The sequence below is a fragment of the Aquaticitalea lipolytica genome, from assembly GCF_014641635.1.
Lineage (GTDB): Bacteria > Bacteroidota > Bacteroidia > Flavobacteriales > Flavobacteriaceae > Aquaticitalea > Aquaticitalea lipolytica.
In genome coordinates, this window is the sequence record NZ_BMIC01000009.1 from 17,745 (window position 1) to 40,857 (window position 23,113).

At 28.9% G+C, this 23,113-nt stretch carries 19 protein-coding genes; all 19 read right to left on the minus strand.

Annotation, left to right across the window (positions count from 1 at the left end; genetic code table 11):
• Positions 1 to 18: 18 nt before the first annotated feature.
• Positions 19 to 843: an alpha/beta hydrolase gene (locus tag IEW41_RS13645; protein WP_188606939.1), complete on the minus strand. Its 825-nt coding sequence runs from the start codon at positions 841 to 843 to the stop codon at positions 19 to 21.
• A gap of 200 nt (positions 844 to 1,043) precedes the next feature.
• Positions 1,044 to 1,829 carry an alpha/beta fold hydrolase gene (locus tag IEW41_RS13650; RefSeq protein WP_188606940.1) on the minus strand — a complete coding sequence of 262 codons (786 nt, stop codon included), beginning with the start codon at positions 1,827 to 1,829 and terminating at the stop codon, positions 1,044 to 1,046.
• Between the two features lie 44 nt (positions 1,830 to 1,873).
• Positions 1,874 to 2,998 carry a metallophosphoesterase family protein gene (locus tag IEW41_RS13655; RefSeq protein WP_188606941.1) on the minus strand — a complete coding sequence of 375 codons (1,125 nt, stop codon included), beginning with the start codon at positions 2,996 to 2,998 and terminating at the stop codon, positions 1,874 to 1,876.
• A 1-nt stretch (position 2,999) separates the two neighbouring features.
• Positions 3,000 to 4,247: a TlpA family protein disulfide reductase gene (locus IEW41_RS13660; RefSeq protein WP_188606942.1), complete on the minus strand. Its 1,248-nt coding sequence runs from the start codon at positions 4,245 to 4,247 to the stop codon at positions 3,000 to 3,002.
• Positions 4,248 to 4,257: 10 nt separating this feature from the next.
• Positions 4,258 to 5,760: a serine hydrolase domain-containing protein gene (locus IEW41_RS13665; protein WP_188606943.1), complete on the minus strand. Its 1,503-nt coding sequence runs from the start codon at positions 5,758 to 5,760 to the stop codon at positions 4,258 to 4,260.
• Positions 5,761 to 6,215: 455 nt separating this feature from the next.
• Positions 6,216 to 7,154 (minus strand): hypothetical protein, encoded by a 939-nt coding sequence (locus IEW41_RS13670; RefSeq protein ID WP_188606944.1) that lies wholly within the window; start codon positions 7,152 to 7,154, stop codon positions 6,216 to 6,218.
• Positions 7,151 to 8,830 carry a serine hydrolase gene (locus IEW41_RS13675; protein ID WP_188606945.1) on the minus strand — a complete coding sequence of 560 codons (1,680 nt, stop codon included), beginning with the start codon at positions 8,828 to 8,830 and terminating at the stop codon, positions 7,151 to 7,153. The genes IEW41_RS13670 and IEW41_RS13675 overlap by 4 nt, the downstream gene beginning before the upstream one ends.
• On the minus strand, positions 8,820 to 9,536 hold the full coding sequence (locus IEW41_RS13680) for a DUF3108 domain-containing protein (RefSeq protein WP_188606946.1): 717 nt from the start codon (positions 9,534 to 9,536) through the stop codon (positions 8,820 to 8,822). The genes IEW41_RS13675 and IEW41_RS13680 overlap by 11 nt, the downstream gene beginning before the upstream one ends.
• Positions 9,537 to 10,341: 805 nt before the next feature.
• The gene (locus tag IEW41_RS13685; RefSeq protein WP_188606947.1) at positions 10,342 to 11,949 is read right to left on the minus strand and encodes a T9SS type A sorting domain-containing protein; all 1,608 of its coding nucleotides are present in this window, start codon (positions 11,947 to 11,949) and stop codon (positions 10,342 to 10,344) included.
• Between the two features lie 284 nt (positions 11,950 to 12,233).
• A complete protein-coding gene (locus tag IEW41_RS13690; RefSeq protein WP_188606948.1) occupies positions 12,234 to 13,253 on the minus strand; it encodes a hypothetical protein in 1,020 nt (339 codons plus the stop codon).
• Complete coding sequence (locus IEW41_RS13695; RefSeq protein WP_188606949.1) at positions 13,243 to 15,147, minus strand: alpha/beta hydrolase family protein; 1,905 nt, start codon at positions 15,145 to 15,147, stop codon at positions 13,243 to 13,245. The genes IEW41_RS13690 and IEW41_RS13695 overlap by 11 nt, the downstream gene beginning before the upstream one ends.
• Positions 15,148 to 15,249: 102 nt before the next feature.
• Positions 15,250 to 16,284 (minus strand): helix-turn-helix domain-containing protein, encoded by a 1,035-nt coding sequence (locus IEW41_RS13700; protein ID WP_188606950.1) that lies wholly within the window; start codon positions 16,282 to 16,284, stop codon positions 15,250 to 15,252.
• 38 nt (positions 16,285 to 16,322) lie between these two features.
• On the minus strand, positions 16,323 to 17,228 hold the full coding sequence (locus IEW41_RS13705; RefSeq protein WP_188606951.1) for a TPR end-of-group domain-containing protein: 906 nt from the start codon (positions 17,226 to 17,228) through the stop codon (positions 16,323 to 16,325).
• 95 nt (positions 17,229 to 17,323) lie between these two features.
• On the minus strand, positions 17,324 to 18,247 hold the full coding sequence (locus tag IEW41_RS13710) for a TolB family protein (protein ID WP_188606952.1): 924 nt from the start codon (positions 18,245 to 18,247) through the stop codon (positions 17,324 to 17,326).
• 12 nt (positions 18,248 to 18,259) lie between these two features.
• Positions 18,260 to 19,315 (minus strand): DUF2911 domain-containing protein, encoded by a 1,056-nt coding sequence (locus IEW41_RS13715; protein ID WP_188606953.1) that lies wholly within the window; start codon positions 19,313 to 19,315, stop codon positions 18,260 to 18,262.
• A gap of 344 nt (positions 19,316 to 19,659) precedes the next feature.
• The gene (locus IEW41_RS13720) at positions 19,660 to 21,093 is read right to left on the minus strand and encodes an alpha/beta fold hydrolase (RefSeq protein WP_188606954.1); all 1,434 of its coding nucleotides are present in this window, start codon (positions 21,091 to 21,093) and stop codon (positions 19,660 to 19,662) included.
• 4 nt (positions 21,094 to 21,097) lie between these two features.
• Complete coding sequence (locus IEW41_RS13725; RefSeq protein ID WP_188606955.1) at positions 21,098 to 21,601, minus strand: nuclear transport factor 2 family protein; 504 nt, start codon at positions 21,599 to 21,601, stop codon at positions 21,098 to 21,100.
• A gap of 8 nt (positions 21,602 to 21,609) precedes the next feature.
• Positions 21,610 to 22,434 carry an alpha/beta hydrolase gene (locus tag IEW41_RS13730; RefSeq protein WP_188606956.1) on the minus strand — a complete coding sequence of 275 codons (825 nt, stop codon included), beginning with the start codon at positions 22,432 to 22,434 and terminating at the stop codon, positions 21,610 to 21,612.
• A 134-nt stretch (positions 22,435 to 22,568) separates the two neighbouring features.
• Positions 22,569 to 23,113, minus strand: a 545-nt coding sequence (locus tag IEW41_RS13735; protein WP_229660228.1) for a helix-turn-helix domain-containing protein, incomplete at its 5' end; no start/stop codon positions are given.

The following is a 23,113-nucleotide window of genomic DNA, read 5'->3' on the forward strand; positions in this document are numbered from 1 at the left end:
CATCGTTTAAATTTTTCTTTAAAACTTATTGCCATTGATGAAATGAAACCCATTAATAAAAGCTTGCGCCATACTCGACATATGAGTTCCTAAAACAGCGTCACTGTTTAAGCGAAAATTGATATATTCTCGTTTTTTTAAAGATTCAATAAATTGTGAATATATTTTATTAAAGCTTTCTTTTTCTTCACTTCCGATAGATGTGTACAGGTTAGCATTTAACTCCTTAAACTTAGAATAGTATTTGTTTTCTAAATCTACAATAAATCCACTATCCTCATCTACAGAAGGGCTTGTTAAAATATAACTCTTAAACAAATTAGGGTCCTTAAATAAGCTATACAAACCATATACAGCACCACTAGAATGTCCGTATAATATATTTTCAGTCTGATTTGTTTTGAATTTTTTATTAATGTGAGGAATCAATTCTAGCGATATAAACTGATGAAATTTGCTTACACTTTTATCACCTGAAATCCCGGAATAGTTTGGCATAAGATCTCGACCACGATTTCTCATCCAATCATTAGTGCTTTTATAGGCAACTCCTACTACAATAACCGATGGATGCTTAGCTTCAAACGCCAATAGCTTTGTAATATCATTTACCATACCAAAAGTTACATTTGCATCTAATACGTATAAAACTTGATATTCTTTATTTTGATCATATCCAAAAGGTAGACCAATAGATAATTTATAGCTTTCTTTAACATACTCAGATAAAACTATTTCAGTTGTAACTCCTTCAAAATTAGAGTTCATATCTTCTTGTCCAAGCACAATGTTTGATATTATTAATAGAGCAATAATTAAGTATGCTTTTTTAGGTATATTCATAATGTATATATTTTAATTATTAAACTTGTTCTCGGTTTTTTAGACCTTTAAGAAACGTTAGTACATTTTTCATCTTAAATATTACTATTTTTCAAATTGTCGTCAGATTTTTCTAATGAATTTTATAGTTTATTATTTGTTGGCTTTAATGAAGGCTAACAACATAATAACTATACCTTTACTAGAATTTTCATATCATATTAGTCAATCCATTTTTTAGCTTTATCTATAAGTTCAATTCTTTTATCAGAAAACGAATGATCAGTTTCCATTAAAATATATTCAACATTATTTAATTCTTCTATCCATAATTTATTTCTCTCATTTTCATCAAAGATTAATAGTTGTTTTTTAGCTAATTCTTGTTTAAAATTTGAGATTTTAAAGCGGCTCTGATTTCTTAAAATATCACTTTTGAAGTTCTCAAAATTAATATTCAACATAAAAAGGGATTCAAAATATGTTTTACTTCCATTAAGCGCTGCCTCTGTGGCATTGTCTAACAAATAGGGCGAATAGATTGCTATCTTCTTGACTCTATTATCCGTTGCTCCAGCAATTAGAGCAATACCTCCACCCATGCTATGCCCAAAAAGAATGAACGCATTTGGCTTGATCTTATATTTAATAACATTTTCTGAACTTGAGAAAAAATCTAAAATCTTATGGACGTCTTCAACACAGTTGGAATACAGAAATTCACCTTGGCTTCCCCAAGCTCCTCTGTAATTGAAGTATATCACATTTTTACCACTTCTTCTTAATTCTTGAGCCAAATCTAGATTTCTTTCATGTCCTGGTAAACCATGGGTTAGTATAACGGTTTCCTTTTGCTCTTCACCTGCGGCAAACATTCCGAAAACGGCAATGGAGTCCGACTCAATAATGATAGATATTGCCTGACTTGTTGCTGGAAACTTTTTAATGTCAGTTTGAGCAAAAATATCTTGGGCATTCAAGCCTATCATACTAATGAGAATAATCAATGCTATTTTTTTCATTTATTGGGTTTTATACATTATTGTATTCACTATTTTATCTCAAAATAATCGATGGTTTTCCAGAAGTTATTTTCAATTAATCCATACGTTTTTACTTCTAAAGAAATATCAGATATTGTTAGTGTTGAGTAATGAATACCACTAAAATAGATTAGAGCGTTATCATCATACTTCTGCGGCATTAGTCTTTTAAATTCTCTTGGATACGGGTTGACAAAGTTTGAAACCGTCATGTACTTTGTGTATTTGGGAACAACACCTTTAAAATCAGCTATTTTTATTCCTTCATTTTTATACCGCAAATAAAAATGTTCATGACCATTGATGTAAACATCTACTTTGTACTTATCAAATAAATGTATTAAAGTCTCTCTAATGTCTGCCAATACAAGTTCTTCATCTGTATTTTTAAGCCTTCCAGTGAATATTGGATAGTGAGAAATAACGATGAGTTTTTTTTCGGGATAAAACTTTTGATGTTGTGATAATTCTTCTTCAATAAAATCCAACAAGGGCTTCCTATTTCTATCTAAACCATCCATAGAAATTAAAGTAAATTGATCCTTTTCAATCACATAAGTACCTGTGTTTTTATGAAATCTTGCTTTTGCAAGATGATGGAATTTATTAATCAAAAATTCTTTTTTACTTTCGCTATTATTCAAATCCAACTTGACTTCTTTAATATTCGCCAATATATCTGCTTCAGATACCAATATTCCCTCTAAAATTATTTCTTTGTATGAATCATGATTACCAATAGTTAAAAAGAAGTTTTCTTTAAGTTCATAAGGAATTGATTTATTCATGAACCTCCATTCATCGTATGGTAATGGTAAAACATCTAATTCAATTCCAACTCTATCAATAATTTTTAAAAACAATCCGTTATTATAGTTTACCCAATCTCCTGTTTGAAAAATAAAATCAGGCTTCTCTATTTTTAAAACGTCTTCAAAAAGTGTTGAGAATTGAAACGTGTCCAACTTTTGATTTTTCCATTCTTTTGAATTATATCTTTTTAAATCACTTTTAAGTTGAACATCACCCAATACAAGAATTTTTGTTTTATAATTTTGACTTATGGATGAGCACGACATAAAGCACAATAGCATAATTAGAAAAACTATATTTTGATTCTTATTTAAATTCATTTTAGTCAATTCGTTTACTAAACATTAATAGGCTTTTAATTCTATGAGCATTTATATCAATCAACTTAATTTTACCATAAGGTGAAATAAGTATATAAGTAGGAAATGAATTTATACCAAACCGTTTTTTAAATTCTTGAGTCATTAATCCTATATCCCACTCTATTTTATGTTTTCCAACATACTTTTCTACTGTTGCTTTAGTATCATTTGCAAAAACACCAAACACGTAAGCTTTATTTGATTCATAAATCTCACTTATTATAGGTTTTTGAGCAATACAACCACCACACCAAGTTCCACCAACTTCTATCAGAATATACTTGTCTTTATTTAAAAAATCATTTATTGATATTGATTGATCGTTAATAAGTTTTAAAGACAAAAAATCAATTGAATCCCCTAAATCATAAATCTTATTAATTTGTTTATTTGATTTTTCTAAAACCAGTATATCTCCACTCTCATCAAGGTTTTTTAAACTAAACTTCATACCGTATATTAAAAACGTTGCATTATTGCTTATTAAACTTGCCTTTCTTGAAAAGGAAGAAACATCCTTTTCTAACTCAATGGTATTAGGTTCAATGAATATTTTATCAATATTTGCAGTGAACAAACCATCTGAATCTTCATCAAAAAGGTAAATTGTAATTGGTTTATCATTTAACATTCCTTTAGAAACTTTAACAAATAACCTTTGATTTGTAATCCAATAGTTAGGAGAAATTAAGTACGCATTTGGATATAACGATTTAATCCTCGTTTTAAAAGTTTGACCAGCATCATTAGGGAAAAAGCCTTTACTAATATTGTAATGTAATGATGCCGAATGATTTTTAATATTCTTTAAAGCAAGTTTAAAATTGTCAGAAAACTTTATTGGTCCTCCATCATCTGTAAAATCTAAATTTCCATTTTTGTCGAAGTATAAAATTGGATTATCTGACATATAATTTTCGACAAGAAATACTATTTCATTCTCAAAAACAGAATTACTATTTCCAGTAAAGTATAAAAAGCCATATGCTAGATTTATATTCGATAATCCTATCGGGAACTTTTTAATTTTAGAATTGTAAGTTTTGTTGAAAATGGTATCAGATTCAAGTTTAAATATTGGGTTTAAAGCCACCATGTCAGTGCTCGAACCAAATTGGCTTTGAAAGTCATTGCTTAAATTATAAGTGTAATCTTGAGAATAGGCTAGACTATTAATGAGTATTATCCACAGAATTATTTTTTTCATCAAAGTAAATCTATTTATCAATTTTTTTATACAAATTTTTCTCATGAATTAATGCAACTTCAATATTGTCCCAAAAAACAAATTGAACTTCACTGGCATCTTTATCGTTAAACTCAACTCTTATAACATCTTGAAAAAAAGTAGGCTCACCTAATACTTCATTAGCAACTCCATAGGTAAAATAAAGTTTCTCATCCCTAAAAGACACTTTAATTGTTCCTAAACTTGAATTATAATAATCACCCTCAAAAATTTTTAATGGTTGTGATAGCTTCCATTGTCGAGTTGATCGTTTAATTTTATCATCAGCGAATGCATTTTGTAATCTATCGATTTGAGCTTTAAAAGCAGACACGTTACCTAAATAATCATCAATAGTGTTCATATTTCCTAAAATAAGATCATAAATAAAAGAGACTATGAGTTTTGAAACATTATCTCCTATATGAGATTCATTTATCAAAATTGCTACACCTAAGTTTTCATCTGGGAGGAATGAAATTAAAGCATAATACCCATCGTAGCCACCAGAATGAAATATTGCTTTTTTTTGTCTAAATTCACCTATAAACCAGCCCAAACCATATGCTTTTATTGAGAATGCATCCTTTTTGCCATTAGCATCAGCGAAGTTTTTATGATTATTTTGAATGATATCTTTAGGAAAAATCATCTTATCATCTAAGACTCCATCATTCATATGAATTAAAAGCCATTTTTGAAGGTCTTCTATTGAAGTTAACAAACCTCCAGCTGCATGAAAATTTTTATCTTTTTTTAATGTTGTTGGTTTACTAGGGAGCCTTTTGTCATTGATTGCAGTATAAGGTTGAGCAAGTGACCAATTATTATTTTGGGCATGAGTTAAAGAGGGAGTCGTTTTTGTTAGATCAAGAGGGTCAATTACTTTTTCTTCTAAAAGTTTCTTCCAGTCTTTGCCAAGTTCTGCATTTAATATCATTGCAAAAACATAATAACCAAAGTTAGAATACATAAAAGATTTATTATTATAAAGAGGTATTGTTTCATTTTCTAGAATTGAAATCAGTTTTTTTTCATCATATTCTCCAACTTGTGAAAGCTGAATTCCTAATTGAATATTTTCTAAACCACTTTTATGAGATAATAAATCATTTATACTAACATTTTCAAATAAGGATTTGTCTTTAAAAGAGCTAATAGGATTAAATTCTGTGATTGACATATTTAAGTCAATTTTACCTTCTTTAGCTAAAATTTCTGCCAATAATGCTACATAAGATTTAGTAACTGAAGCTATGTAATATGGAGTTTTTGTTGTCGTTAAAATATTATTTTCAACATCAGATTTTCCATATGCTTTTAAGAAGTATGGCTTATTATCTTTTATGACAGATATAGCAATACTAGGGACTTCAGAGAATGTTATTAACTGTTGCTTTATAAATACGTCAATTGTGTCTTTTTGATTTGTTTGTGCAACAACGTTAAATGCAAATAATAGTGCTATAACTATTGTTATTTTTAACTTCATTATATTTAATTTTTAAAGGTTATGTTTTTTTAATTTATAAAAGGGAAATAAATAGCAGAAAAAACCAATTATCGGCGGAATTAAAAAACCAATTTTCATAGCGAATAATTCTTTTGGTATTGGTGTAGGATTTATTATTTGATATGAAAAATTCAAAAGCCAAAATAGAGCTCCTAGTAATAGGATTAAGTTATTGTTCGAATTGTTTTGTTTAATAATGATTAAAGTAAAAACACCTATAATTATCATTAGAGAGCTCATAAAAAAATTCACAGCGTACAATGCCCATTCTACCATATCTGGCATTGAACTGGAGAATTCACTCCAATTCCACAAATGGGGTAAAAAAATATGGTATCCTCCTATAGAGATAAATAGAGTACTTCCAATACTCAATAAAATCTTATTTTTTAAACTCATAACTCTTATTTTTTATTTACATATAAAAATTTTGTTTAATTTCTTGAGAGAATATTAAGCCTGCGTTTTCTTTCTATTTGATATATCTTATCAGTTTTAATGGATTCTGGTATATGTACAGTACTGTCTTTTTCAAAACCTAGAAAAAGCAAAAAATGTCCTGCTTTTCTGAGCTTCCCATTAAAACGAGCATAATAATGTAGATCATTATATTTCACATTTCCTATTTCATCTTTTTCTAAATTTATAAGTTGGGGGCTCGATTCTTTCGGAATATAATTTTCTAAAAACCTCATTCCTTTTTCATTAAAAGCAGGAGGCATAATTATCGCAATACTATTTGGATGATTTTTTTCCAATTGGGCAGTAAAACCAATTCCCCATAACTCTGTATGTATAGTGCCAAAAACCAATAAAGCTTTTAGGTTCTTATTATATATTTCCTTTTCAATAATGCTTATTGGAAATCTTCCTCTATTTGAAAAAGGTTCAAAATCGTCATAACTATTAACTTTATCCCAATCAATTGGTGGATCTGCGGCTATTACTTTAATTCTATTTTCTATATTTAGTTTAGAATTAACTTCTCTAATAGTTGTAAAAAATTCTTCATATACAGGTGAATCCCAGACTCCACTAACTTGTGTCGTATTTTGCCATACTTTTTTTAGGGTATTAAATTCCACATCTTTACAATTTATATAATCATTGATGATGTTTTGATATAATGGGTTTGCAAATTCTACTACAACCACATCGACAATTTTTGAGAATTCTGGGTGTTTAATTAACTGTAATCTAAATTCTGACTCTTTAAATCGTCCATGGTTCTCACCAATTGCAACAATTTGTTTTTCCTTATATAGGTTTATCACTTTCTGAATAGGATTGGAATATATACATTCATTATCTTGAGAATAATTAATATTGCTATAAAAAAGAAAGCACAAAAAGAAAATCATAAAATGTTTCATAATTTCCGAGGTAAATTATTTTTAAAAAAATTGTAAAAATTTTGTGCTCCTGAACGATTGTTACAAAGTACTATCATCAAGTAATCAGAGTTAGGAAAATATCTTAACTCTGCAGAATTCCCTATACTTGTACCATTATGTCCAATATTCAAATTTGAATCATATGAGATACTAAAGCCAAATGAACGACCGTTTCTTACTTTCACATTTCCAATATTATTTATATTTTTTATTAGTGAGTCTCCAATATCTGGATTAGAGGATGCACCATTTTGTTGAAAAATTGAAAACATTAAACTTTTATACGGTAAATCAAGTAATTTATTGGTTTTATAAAGTGTACTGAAAAAATTGGATAGATCTTCTGTTGTGCTTTTCAACCCTCCAGCACCTGATATTTTACCTAAAGAAAAAGGATATTTACTATCATAATTCGCAAGCCCCTTTTGTTTTAAATCATATCTGTAAGGAGTAGAAAGATTATTATTCTCATAAGAAGTGTTTTTCATATTTGCTATTTTAAAAACATACTCATTTAAATAGTTTTCAAATTTAATACCTGTAACTTTTTCAATTATTATAGCAATTAAATCAAATGAATCGTTTGAATAGTCAAATTTTCCTGAAGGCTGAAAATTTTTATAATTCTCCCATTTTGGCAAATAATCTAGATGGAGTTGGTAAACCTCTTCCATACTTTTAGTTTTCTCTAACGCTTCCCTAAAACCATCAATATTATCAAGTTCATACGATGACGTATGGTTAATCATAGATTTTAATGTTAGTTTATTTGCTATGTGAGATGGTAATTCTTTAAGATACTCTGATATTGGAGTCTCAAGGTCCAAAACCCCATTTTGAACAAGTTGAAGACAAGCTACAATAGTTATTGGTTTTGTTATTGATGAAATTCGCATTCTTGTATCTACTTGATTTTTAACTTTACTATCAATGTTAGAGTAACCATAAGCTTTGTTTAGAATTGGTTTTTCGTCTTTTTTAATTAATATGCTACCTTGGAATAAACCTGCTTTTTCATTTTCTTCAAGGTAGTTTTCAATATTTGAAATGAATTGAGTTTCATTAACAGGAAAGTTTACCACTTTATCTGGTTGCTCACCTTCAAGCAATCCCACAGCTTTAATTTTATTTGTCTCTTCATTCAAAATAAATTCTGGAGCAAACCAGATTTCAGTAATATCGCCTTTAACCCAAACTTCAAGATCATAAGGCTTATTGATGGAAATAGAGTGCACAGTTATTGGGCCATATCTATAGTATAAATCCATCCATAACTCTACTTTTTCATTAATGCTTTCGGTTTTATCTAAAGCATAATGTTTTTTTACAAATCTTTCTAATTCATTTTCCTCTCTTGAATTAAAGGCTTTTACAAAATCTTGAAATACATTTGAAGCAGGAGATTCAGGCCAAACGAAAGGTTCAATATTGTTTTGAGCGATTACAAAATGAAATGAAAAAAGTAAAAAAACTATAGATATAATATAACTTTTTATGGTGTATGAAGGCTCTTCATAACCAATTTTGAATGCCAAAAGTCTATTTTGACTGAAATCAAATTTTATATCTAACCCAAGTACTTCAGAATAGAAGGATTTAGATTCTTTTAAATTATTAGCCATAAAAAAAATATGATATAATTTTTTAATTATCATTACTATTTAATTTAATTTTATATCGTTTTACTCCATTTGATTCTTCTAACATTTTTATGACTTCTCGGTCCTGCTTTCCAATCCAATATGTAGCATTACTACCTTCACTATAAACTATTTTAAGTAACCAACACTCAACAATTCCATCATCAAAATAGTTTAGATTTTCTTCTCCTATTACATTATAATTATAAAATTTTGGTTCACTTTTACTTCCTGGATGATAGAAGCTAATTTTAAAATTAGTCCCTTTTTCAAATGGTAACAATTGAAATGTTTCTAAATCTAATTCCCAATTTAAAGTTGGCTCAATCAATACTTTATAAAAATCCTTTTTAGCATTATTCGCAATTGAATCTGCAGCAATAATTTTATCTTGTTCAAAATTAAAAGCTTCTACTACGTCTCTTCCGTTTTTTGAATATTGGTAAATAGGTTGAAAATTTTTATATTTATTAATAGAATATATATAACGGTGTCTTAAAGTATCCTGATTTTTCCAATGCTGCTCAATAATAATAACTTCTTCATTATTGTGTTTTTTAAAAAAGATTGTTCTTTCCCATATAGATATATCTACAATTGATTTATCAGGTTTTTCTATATAAACCAAATATTGATTTTTGCCTTCTTTTAAATATTTGATTTGTAATTCAGTTTCATCAATTTTAATAATCTCTTGTCCATTTAAATTTAATACAATCATTAAACAAGTAAAAAATAGTACTTTTGTTCTGTTCAATTTTAATATAAAATACCTTATCATTAGATTGATTTTAAAATCTGCGCAACATCACATTAGAAAGTCACCTGTCTTTTTTCTTCTGTTTATTTTTTTAATTAAAATTTCACTAGTTTGATATTTTTAAAATAGAATTTTAATATTTTTTTCTCAAATCCTAACACATTTGCGACCTTCTAGTGACCATTTTACTTTGCATTAATTACCTCCAATCAATTCAATTTTCTTAAATATATGCTTAAATAACGACCTGAATAGCTATCAAGCTTATAGTTGAATAGTTATAATTTTTTAGTGTTACACTTCTTAATGAAAACACTTACCCTATCAGTTAAATCAATTCCCAACTTTACAAATATCCATTCTACTAAAAACACAAATATGGTAATAGTGATAAATGGTTTTAGAAAATAAATTGTACTGATGCTAATTTTTTTAATTTCATCACTTAATTCTATAAACTTTATATTATCTGAAAGGTAAATGGCAAAAACAATTGATATAATGTATAAAACCCCAGCTGTAATTATAAAAAACAATATCCAGCTTGCGAGGAATTTAATGTGACTATTCTTTTTTTTTCTGCCCTGATTTGTCATAATGGTTTATTTAAGTTTTTATTTAAAACTGTATCTCTATATGGATTAGAAATTAACTGTAATTAATAAATATGAGATATCCAGTTATTTGTTATTATTTTTTTCATAGTACTGGTTTTAATTTAATTGTTCATTTTTTAGATATATGAGTTTATTTTTTAGATATAAGTTTATTTTTTGATAAACTTTAAAAAATTAGCATTACCATACTTCAAGAAATAAAGCCCTTTGTTTAAAAAACTTATATCTAAATAATTATTAATTATCATAATTTCTCTAATTAACTTTCCTGATATATCAATTATAAAAACCTCTTCATTGTTCATGTTCATATTAAAATATAAAAAGTTTGAAGATGGGTTAGGATATATTTTTAATTGAGGTTCTAAATCAACCTCAACAATATTCAAGGTTTCATTTTTAAACATTTGAATAAATATTTCTCGTTCATTATCAACTAATGGGCTAATATCATCATCACCTTCCCAAGCAATTAAGTAATCTCCTAACCCATTTGTGGCTACTACACAATCATCAGCTCCATAATTAGTATCTCCATCTGGCCCCATGTCACTCAAATTAAAAGCATTACCATCAAGTATTCCTAAATTATCTACTAATTGCCCATATATTTCAAATTCATCATCAACAGTATGGTCATTTCTAAATACTATTAAATATTCATTATTTGTTATATTCCATACAAGTTTAGGACGCCAAGCATCATAATTAGCATTAATGTTAGTAGTTGTTGTAATCCTAAAATCATTTGTTCCTATTTCCGAACCTTCAGGATCAATTAATTGACCATAGGTTTCATACTGATTAGCCACAGTATCACTTCCTTGCCAAATTATTAGATAATTATTGTCAACGGAATTGTAATCTAATTTGGGAGACAATGCAGCTGTGATAGTTTCCCCTTCAACTCCCATATCACTTATTCTAAAGTTTGAGCCCAAACCTGTTCCAGAATTACTTAATCTTTGTCCATAAATTTCCTTTTCTTCATCAATTGATGTTTCACCTTGCCAAACCACTAAATATTCGTTAGAAGTAGAATTCCAAGCAATATCAGGCTCTCTTGCATCAAAATTAGCGTCATCAATAGGTAGCTGCATACTTATCTGAAAATCATTAGTACCAATTTCTGCACCTGAAGCTGATAGACGCTGCCCATAAATTTCAATGTTATTATTAATGGTTTCGTCAGATTCCCAAACCACTAAAAATTCATTATCCGTTGAATTATATGCAATCGAAGGTCTATTTGCATCGAAATTGCCATCTCCTTCTGTGCCTGTATCACTAATTCTAAAATTAGACCCTGATAGTGTTCCATTACTATTTACCAGTTGACCATAAATTTCGATTTCACCATCAACGTTTGTTTCGCCCTCCCAAACCACTAAAAATTGATTTGTAGTGGAGTTCCAAACAACGTCTGGTCTATCTGTTCTAAAACTTGTGTTACCATCAGTATTAGTAAAACTTATTCTAAAGTCATTTGGTCCTGACTCGCTACCATCGGAGTTAATAAATTGTCCATAAACTTCGAACTCATTGTCCACAACTGCATTTCTATTATCGTCAGCATTCCACACCACTAAGTACTTATCGACAGTAGAACTGTAAGCAACAGCTGGATCTAATGCAAAAAAGCTTGTAATACCATCTGTCCCCATGTTACTAATTCTAAAATCGTTTGTTCCAAATTCTTGGCTTTGTACTATGTATGAATTAGAAAAAATTAATAATAGAAGTAATTGTTTTCTCATAATTTTAATACTTTTTTAAGTTTGACTTTTCCTTAATTGGAAATCTTCTTACGATTACAATTTCTGTGTTAATTGTAAATTTCTCTAAAAAAGGAGTAGCTAAACCCAAATCATCTTAAAAGATTAACTCATTCGATAATATGATACTGATTTTATGAATCGCCAATGACTCAATAAAAAATTATATTGAAGGGAATATTTGTTTTTGTAATAATAATTTAGAGAAAACTTTTACATTAAACTTTGACTAAACAAATTGAAAAATTGTAAAGAATTAAATCGTTTTAGTTTTTTTGAATGAAATTAAAACTCCAGTTCTTCCAACTATCTATATCATCAACTTCAAAATCATTACTACTGATGTTCTTTAAAACTGTATGTGCATTTTTATAATTATGAGCATCTTTCTTATCAAGTATTTCCAGAAGAATTGGAATAATCCTATCCAATTGCGATTTTGAAAACCTACTACTTGGCAACGACCTTAATACTACCAGAGCCTTGTTTCTGTCAGTAAAGCTCGGAAAATCAAGCACATCAATAACCTTATCAATAGGAATGTCCAAACTATTGTTTTCCCTAACGGCATAGTATATTAGACGCATACTGTTGTTCCTTACCAAGCTCGATGGATCGTCAATGGCTGGTTCAAGTATTTGAACAAGCTCCTGACTTTCAATATTAGTATGAACAAGTAGAAAAGCCGCATTTGATCTATAGGTTTCATTGTCACCATAGACTAAGAGTTCTTTTAAGTAGTCTATATTTTTTGGCGCATACCTATTAAAAAATTCCAAAAAAGGATTTAACTGAATATGATTGAATCCCCATGTGCAATGCACCACAGGGCAACTCATATCTGCTATTTCGCCCTTATCGTAAAGTTCTTTGCTTAAAAGCGCATATTCTTCCCATTTTTTAAGCAAACCATCAGGGTCATTCAGTTTTTTTGTTATTATTTCTCTATAATTAAGCCTTCTGTTAGCGTCCTTTTTTTCGACAATGTCAATTATGAAATCTTTAGTTCCCCTGTAACTTACAAACAATTTAACATTCACATAACTGAACTGCTTTTTATTATTCAGTTCCTTTTCAAGTTGGTTTTTCTTTTCTTCATAATTATCGCGATTACTTTCATAGAGTTCAATAAGTTCATCTAATTTGGCTCCATAATCAAATTTCACTTGTTCAGATGTCAGTAAATCTGTTCCGAAAACAGTCATCCCATATGCAGCTGGTTGGGCTTCCATTTTACATGAAAAGGCTAAAAAAACTATACCATATATCAAAAAACTACTTCTCATCTTTTAAGTATTTGTTTAAAAACGTTGCTATTGCTTTAAGGGTTTCGATTTTATTTTCTGGTTTCCTCACCCCATGACCTTCATCATCAAAAATAAGGTACTCAACAGGTGTCCCGTTCTTTTTGACTCGAGCTACAATACTATCTGATTCTGATTGTGGCACCCTAGAATCATTTGCTCCCTGAACAACTAATAATGGCTTTTTGATTTTCTCACTAAAAAACAATGGTGATTTATTGTAAAGCATTATCGAATCGGTTTTAGGGTTTCCCATTTCAGCATACAAGGCTTTCTTTCTAGTTTCCCAATAGGCAGGAATATTGTTTAAAACATTGAACCAATTGGAAATACCAAACATATCTACACCAACACTAAACTCGTCAGGGTAAAATGTTAATGCGGCTAAACTTAAATAGCCACCATATGAAGCTCCAATAATTCCTATTTTATCATCATTAACATAATCTAGGTTTTGCAAATAGTTCTTGCCTTCCAAACAATCTTTAAGGTCATCAACCCCATGTTTTTGGTTATCCAACGATTTGAATGTCTTTCCGTAACCACTGCTTCCCCTATTGTTGACCGCAAGTACCACATAGCCCTGATTGACTACATATTGAATGTACTCATCATAGGTTTTATGAAACTGTCCGCCAGGTCCACCATGAGTCCAGATTAGCCCAGGCAATTTATTGTATTTTGAAGCATTTTTGGGCTTATATAGTAAGGCAGGGATTTCAAGTTTATCAAAAGACTTTAAGGTTACGTCCTCCGGAAATACTAAATCATTTTCATTGATTTGTTTGTTTAAACTGGAAACGATTCTTTCTGCTTTTAGAGTTTCAAGGTTCAAAAGATAAATATCCTTTGGCGTATTATAGTTTGTAACTTGCATAGCCAAAAACTTGCCATCATTACTGAAACAAGTTTTGGTAACCTGCAACGTGTCAAGAGTTGGGACATTCAAATACTTATTTTTTTGAACATCCTGTATTTTAATTTTTGGTGAACCATTTTGGTTGATGTTTATAATCCTGAATTTTTCGTCGCCTGAAACAATAACATCCATTATGTCCCAGTCTTCTTTAAGAACCACTTCTTTCTGTTTAGATTCTATGTTGTACTTTTCCAAATATGTAAATTCATTGTCATGACTTGTGAGATAGAAAAAATCCTTGTCATCATTGGAAAAATAGGCCGTATAATAAACGTCCTCATTATCTTTTTCCGAAATTAAAGTTAATGAGTCATTTTTGGTATCATGCAAATACAGATTGTTTGATTCTTCAGTCAAGCCTTCAAACAATACAACATATTGGTTATTGTTTGAAATTTCAGAAATGCTGAAATCAGTCTCATTTTTAAACACAAGCTTATTCTCTTTTGTATTAAAATCAAAAAAATGCAAATCAAAAACCTTGGGTTTTCTTGTATTTGCCCTATAATAAAGCCCCGTCTTCTCCCTATTGGTTCCTTTGGATGTGGCACGGACTTTATCTCCTGGGGTTAGGTCTGTGACAAAGTCGCCTTCTTTTAAATAAATATGTGGATACTGCCCTCCATCCTTAACCGAAGTAAAAACTAAATTATCATTGTTTGAATACATAACCAATCCCCATATTGGATTCTCGCTATCGTTATGCACAAGGGTGTGTTCATTGGTGTTAAAATCATAGTGAAATGGAGCTGGTTGACCTAATTTATCACTTGTATACAATAATTTATTGTTATTTGTAGAGAAATATAAACCTGAAACCCTAACGTTTTCTGTAAATTCCTCTGGAGTATATCTTTTTACTTCTTTAGATTCTAAAAGCTCTTTAGATTTACAAGAAATAAAAAGTAAAAATAGTGCTATAGTAATTATTTTATTGTTTGCCTTTAATAGTGCCATATTTTTAATGTTTTTATATAAAGTACTAAAGTAGCAGCTTAATAAAAAAACTAGCACTTATGTAGTTCTTATTCGGGCGAATAAGAGATGTAACGTGAAAAATTAAGCATTTAGCTTGATGTATTCTGAAGGTGTAAAACCTGTTTGCTCCTTAAATACCCTATAAAAAGTAGCATCACTTTTAAAACCAGCATCCTGTGCAAGACCTGAAATGGATAAATGGTTCTTTTCCTTGTTTAACAAATCGTGCTTTATATACTCAACTCTATATTTATTGACAAGTTCATTAAAGCTACAATCCAGTTCTTGATTCACAAATTCGGAAAGCTGATGACGACTTATTTTTAACATACTAGCTAAATCATCAGCTTTTAAGTTGGGATTCAAATAGACTTTTTCATCAATCAACAATTGGTTTAACTGGTTTCCCAAATCGTTGATACTCTGCGATTGTAAATTTGAATTCTTATATTTTTTGGGTTCAATAAAATTAAATGTTGCTTTTAACCCTTTTAACATTTGCATTTCAAGAGCTGTAACAAAAACCACTAAAAAAAACACTACAAGATTGGTTAAGTTGACACCCTTAACTTTAAAAACTGATGTTGATATATATAACAACAAAACGCTGCTTGCAAAAAGGAGCATAATAGTCGTTAAAAACTTTAAAGAACTTGTTGGTTTTATCTCATCTTTTGTATCTCTTTTTATATTAAGCACTCTATAGCTTACTATGCTATATGTCAACAATTGAATTACAAATATCAAAAAAATATGTTTTTTAAATATGAATTTTGCATCCATAAACTGAATACCAAAAAAAAGAAGGAACGGGATAAAATGCAACAATGTTTTGAGTGCAGACTTTTCACGATTTAGAGATCTTGAAATAAACAAAAAATACAATGGAGGCATCAAAAATAAAGGTGAAAAACCCAAAACAAACCAATACGGATAAAGTTGTCTGTATCCCAGTTTAACGAGCATAAAGTGAATACCAATATAGGTTGCAACAATAAGTAAAGCAATTAGATATCGGGTTCCATTATGCTGACTACTTTTAGAAGAATTCAGTAAATAAATCAACAACAAACTCTGAATAGCACCATAGCCAATTAAAAAAATCCATAAATTCATAATCAATAAATTGTACTAACAATTTAAGTATTTTTTTATTAATTAGAATTGAAGTTTTTTAAATACTCACGCAAGGTTTCAATTGTTGGTGCATTAAGCTCTTTGCGTCTTTCAGGAGTTACAGCAGTTGTATCAATAATCTTTGGATCTATGGCAATTTTACCTTTTATGACAGTCATATTTTGGGTTCCATACCATTGTGGTTTACCAAGTTTCAGTAATAATCTATCTTTTATAGCTGCAGATAGCCATGGTGCCATTTGATGTACATGTTTTGAAACCATAGCTTTTTGTATTAAAATTTCAGCATGTTTATAGTCTTCAACAGAATTACCATGATGCATTATCATTGCTGCTTTATAAAAGTCATGACCTGATTTAAGTTCATTATTCTCTAATAATTGTAAGACTTTAGTTCTTCTAATTTCATCTTTTTCAGCTAAATTGGAATCGATTTGACCACTTAATCTTGCTTGTTGGTCTTCTGCATACATCTTTGCCAAGTCTTCATTATTAATTATATAATACTCTTTTAGCTTTGGTTCAATCATACTTTTCCATCCATTAGAACTTTTAAGAGGATGCAAATCTGCATCGTAATCTAGATGTGCTAAATCTTCCCATCCATTGTCAATACTCTTTTTAATATATTTAATTGCATCTTCCTTATTATTTGTTAAGACTAAATAACACGCTGCATCATAGTAAGCATTTGCCAAGTTTTTGAATTCTCCAACTTCAATACCTTTAATTGTATATTTTGCAGCATCTTCAAATCTATTCTCTAAATCTGCAATCTTTGCCTTAAAGCTATATTTGGTAGTATCTCCTTGTATGGTGTAAAAAGAGTAGTTTTTGTCATCTCCAGTTTTAATAGTTACTGTGTGTTGAGCCATTAAAGAGCCTGAATACAAATAGAATAAAATTAAAAATGTTTTTTTCATTATTAAAAGAGTTTAAATTACCTGATGATAGTCTAATTATTTAATTTATTAAAGTGAGTAAATGTTTATTCACATTTTTTTATATAAAAACTAAATTAATTTATCCAAGAAGGAGCCATATCTGTATCATTATTATCGGTTATTTGAACAAGTCCAGATCCATCACTATTTACTACAAAAATCTCAAGATTACCATTGACCAAGGCATTAAATACAATTTGTTTACTATTTGGCGACCAAGAAGTTTTATATGCCCAACAACCACTGTTTTCATAACCATCAAAATTAAAATTATCAGTTTTAAGGTTTGGTGTTAAATTTTTTATATTGGTTCCATCTAGATTCATCATATATAAGTTTATTTTACCGCTTCTATCTGACAAAAAAGCTATTTTATCTTCAGTTTTTGAAGTTGAAGGAGCAAAATCTTGTGCGCCTTTATCGGTCAATTGTTTAACTTTTTTATCTAATAGACTTTTACTATAAATAGAATAGTCATAGTTTCTTGCAGATGTAAAAATTATGGATTTGCTATCACGTGCCCAATCTGGTGAGCGATCCCCTCCATCAGATTTTATAAAATGAACAGCATTATTACCATTGTTATCAGCAATAAAAACATCTACATCTCTCGTATTCCAACTGAATTCTTGATAGGCTACTTTTGAACCATCAGAAGAAAAATTGGGGTTATACTCATAATTTGGACGACTAGTAAAACGTTTAACATTTGAGATTTTGTTGTCTTTAAAATCGGCAATTGCCAATTTCCATCCACTAAAACGATAAGTATTAAAAATGATTTTTTTGTTATCAGGAGAAACTACAGCATTATATTCGCCTCTTCCTCCAACTGTACCGCTAAGCAAAAGTTTTGTTGTCTTTTTAATAGGGTCATATATCATTAAGTCCAATGTTGATCCAGAATTCAGAACTCCGTTGCTTCTAGAAAATATAATTGATTGAGCACTTAAATTAATACAAAAAGTAAATGCTATAATTTGAAATAATCTTTTCATTTTAATTAGTTATTAATTTTGTAATTCTTTAATTGCTTTTTCAAAATATTTCAACTGATTTTCAGGAGCTAGGGATTTTGCAATTTTGTAGTAATACAAGGCTTTCTTCTTATTGCCATCTATTTTGTAGGCTTCAGCTAATGTGTCATTGAATCCCCAAGTCATTGTATGATTCGGATTATCATTAACTAATTTATGTGCAGCTTCAATTGCCATTTTTGTGTCATTAATTTTCAAGAGATCATATACAATACCATTAAGAACTAAAGGGTTTTTTGAAATGGGTACAGCTTCACGCAATAATTCCTTAACTTCATCATTCCTACCTCCAATTTTAATCAGTATCGATGCTTTAACCTGTAAATTAATATGATTTCTTTCAATTTTTAAAGATTCATTTATCCAATCAAGGGCTGTGTCTAGATGTATATTTCTCCAATTTAAATTTGTTGCAGCATCTGAATATGCACCCCAAAGATACTTTCCACGTCCTTTTAATTCAGCAGTTAAACTTTTAAATAATACTTCATTAGGATTAACTACCTCTATTTTAAATGGAACACTTATATTCTCCCATTCTAGCGTTGCTACACAATGTTCCATTCTTCTATCAATAAAGTGATAGCTCATCCATTCAGTAAATCGATTCTCTTTTGGAGTTGCATTGACTTTTAATACAATTTCATCTTCAGTTGGATAGGTGTCACTCCAGGATCTGTTGTATTTTGAAAAAATCAACTGAAATTTGTTTTCATCTGGAATCATAAATAGTCCATATTTCCCTGCATTGATTTTTTGTCCTTCTATTAAGACATCATCTGTAAACTCAATAGTTGTATTTTCTCTTGTACCAGCTCCCCATATATGTCCATAAGGAATATCATTTCCAAATTTTTTTCTATTATTTACTGGTGAACTACTATATTCAATGGTTACATAAGTAAGGCCAACACGTTGCATTATTGATGATCTTGGATTTGGCTGTGGAGAGTCAATATTTTGAGAATATCCTGAAATTACACTAATGAAGAATATTAATGAGAAAAGTGAAAATACATTTGTATTCATAAGTTTTAGATTTTGTTTAATGCAAAATTGCTTACTAAGACAAAAAAATTCTGTTAAACAATAGCTAACCTTTATATCATATTATCGAATGGTATAAATTTATAAGTACCTATAAAATTTATAATTTTTATAAAACCAATCATCCAGAACTCTAATTAAACATACTTGTTTAAGTATATTTAGTATTAATAAATTAAAGTAAATAAAAACTACATTATTAACATAAGAAACCTCAATCAAAAAAAGTTTCAAGAAAAAAATCACTTTTTATTAATAAAAGAGTTCTGAACTCATGGAATTACTTAAAAAACAACCACTATTTTTCACACTAATAAATAACTTTTTTATATAAATGGGATAGTTGGTAACTTGATTTTCCTGTCGTCAGTTTTTATATTCTTAAAAAAGTCTGAAACTAGTCTTCCTACTGTTTCGGAAGTCAAAAAAGAGTCATGCCCACCATTTTCAATAATTATATGTTTCCCATTTTTAAATTTTTTAGCAATTTTTTTTGCTGATGAAACATAAGTTCTGCCATCTAGATCACCACTTAACAAAAGAGTATTCACTGAATTAGGTTCAAGCTTTCTAAAACTATCAGGTAAGTGTTTAAAGTCAATGCTATTCATCCATTCATAATAAAGAAAATTTAAGCTAGTCCCATAAATAGATTCTGAAATTTGCTTTGAAATTTTTAAGTTTCGTTCATCAGATATGTGACTAGACATATCCATAGAAAAAGACATTGGGTTAATTGTTCTAGCATATTTTTTAACTAGAATTGCATATTGTACAATATCTGAAAAATCTTCATTATACATTTTTGTATATAATGCAGGTAATTTTCTTTGCTCTTCTGGATTTTTTAAATAGAAATTTGTTATAATTCCTTGTAGCTCAAAATTACTAATAGCGACACTGTCCTTAATTCCTTCTTTATTAGTAAAAGGTATTACTTTAAATTGCTTGTTAAGGGCTTCATGGACTTTTAAAATCTTATTTTTTAAGTCAGGATATTTAGGTAAAAACCCGTAATTATCTTTAGCTAGAAAACAAATTTTATTGACAAATTTTTCTGTATCTTTAGGATACTTAATTGTTTCATCTGGACCTTCAATACTTGCTAGGACTACTTTGTCTAAATTCTTCTCGAATCTTTTAATATATTCAATAGCTAAATGAGAACCATAGCTAATACCTATTAAAGAAATCTTGTCAACTCCTAATATCTTTCTTAAATCATCAATGTCATTTGCATTTTCACTAGTATTATAGGCTTCTAAATCTTGTCCTTCACTTTTCCAGAAATCAACACACTTTTGGATATTTGAAATAGTCTTACTCAAATATTCTTGCTTTTCAATAGCATTATATTGAGAAAATTCTGCATAATATGGACATTTTGACAATATATTAGATTGTCCTACACCTCGTTGATCTAAAAGAATAACATCTGAAGTTTCCCTCAACTTCATAAATAATGAAAAACGCTCTCCTTTTGCAGTCTCTATGCCAGAGCCACCAGGACCACCAGCTAAATAAACAATTGGACTTTTAGGGCGTGGATTAGTACTTTTGAATCTAACAAAACTAATTTTTAATTTTTTGCTTTCAGACAATCCTCCTCTGTTTTCCAATACATAAAACTGACCAAATTCGGCATCAATTTTATTTCCTTTTTTATCTATAAAATCAATATGTTTTAATTCAAGATTTTGAGCGCTTAAATATAAAAAGCATAACAAAAAAGGTAATAAGATAAAATATTTTTTTTTCATAAAATTAATTTAATTGCTCATTATATTGCTTAAGCCAAATGTTATAATCTGCAATATCTTGGTGATGAATTACCTTATCATCTTTAATAGTAAGTATTATAGCTAGTGGTATTGAAAAAGTAATAACTTTAGATTCACTTTCTTTACCTATATTATATTTATAGTTTAAAGTTCCATAATAAAATTGGATAGCTCCAACTTTATACTGTTTTTCAATTATAAATTCAGTGTTAGTGATTTTTTTAAAACCTTCTTTTAAAAACGCATTTATATTTTTAGGACCTTTTATGATTTCATAAGACAAATCTTTACTAAAAAAAGACATTGTTGGGTCTTCAAAAACAGAATCGTCAGAATAAAATGCCATCATTTCATCAAATTTTAAATCTGTATAAAGTGCCAAATATTCATCTCCCAAGTGAGTATCCGAACTGTTATTAGTTTGAGCATTAACGAAATTCGAAAATAGGATTGCTGCAATTGATAACTTTAAAATAATGTGTTTCATAGTATTTATTAATTATTTAGTTTTATGAATCTGGTAATAACAGTTTTTAGTTGTTCAATATGTTTCTTTTCAGTTAAATCATGTCTAGCATCTTCAAATTCAATTACTCTACTTTTAGAATTCTTAAAATTTGATGCTATTTTGTGCGCCTCATCTTTTATTATTGCCGTATCATTTGAACCGTATAAAAGTAAAATGGGTAAGTTTGAAATTTTAATCAAAGCTTCATCAAGGCTTCCCGAATTCATATCTGGTACTTCTTTAACATTGAAAGTTCTCTTGAAACTTTCTTCTAATGAATATGGAGTACTCTCTAATACAAGTCCTTCTACATTTGAAAGCAAGTCCGAAAGAGCAAAAATCGCTGCTCTACCACCATGTGAATAACCATGGAGTATTAATTTTCCATAGGGATTTAAATTTTGATTATAGTATTTTATTACAGCTTTAACATCCTCTTTTATATCGACTCCTGAGGTAGTTTTATCTCCTTGACTTTCACCTCTTGCTCTTAAATCAATTAGGATTACATTTTTGCCTAAATTGTAATATAAATCCGCTCTTTCTAACATATGGCTTTTATTCATCATAAACCCATGTATCAAAACTACTGTTCCTACTTTTTGTTTATTTGGAATCCACCAAAATGATATTTTATGATTGTTCTTATTAATAGTAAATAGTGATTTATAATTATGGCTCGGATAATTAATCATACTATCTAATAGGGGTTGTCTTGCCTCATATATTTCTTTCATTTTATTGAAATCAATATTTTGGGCTTCCAGATTTACTACAAAAATTAATCCTATAATTAGAGGAATTTTGAGCATAGTTTATAATTTATCATTACAAAAATGATAAACCAAAATGAGTAATAACAAATTTTTAAACGATACTTTAAATCATATTATCGAATGCGACATATATTAAAAAATTTGTTTATTTCAGAGGTATTATATGAAAGTTAATGAGATTGGGTTTCTTCATCTAACCATTTTAAAGGTGATGTTCCAGTTTGTTTTTTAAAATTTCTGTGAAAAGTAGCAAGGCTTTTAAAACCTGAATTAGATGAAATGCCTTCTAAAGTATATATGCTATTTTCAGACCTTAATAATAATTCTTTAGCATGATCAACTCTATATGAGTTTATGAAATCATTAAATGACTCTTTTCTTTGATGATTTAAATATTCTGATAACTGATGAGTAGTTATATTAAGTTTTTTAGACAGAATGTTTAATGTTAATTCTTTATCCAAAAAAATTTTGTCATTATTCATTATATCAAACAGCCTCATTTTTAACTCGTCAGTATCTATATTATTAAGGTTAGATGCTGATCTTTTTAATAATTCTATCGGGTTGATTAATAATTCTTGATTTGTGTATCCTATATAACTGATAACAAAAATGTGAAATACAAAAAGAAAAATAACAATATCATAAGAATTAATATTAATTTTTAAAAAAGGATTTATTAAAAACATTACCAAAGTAATAATTGGAAAAC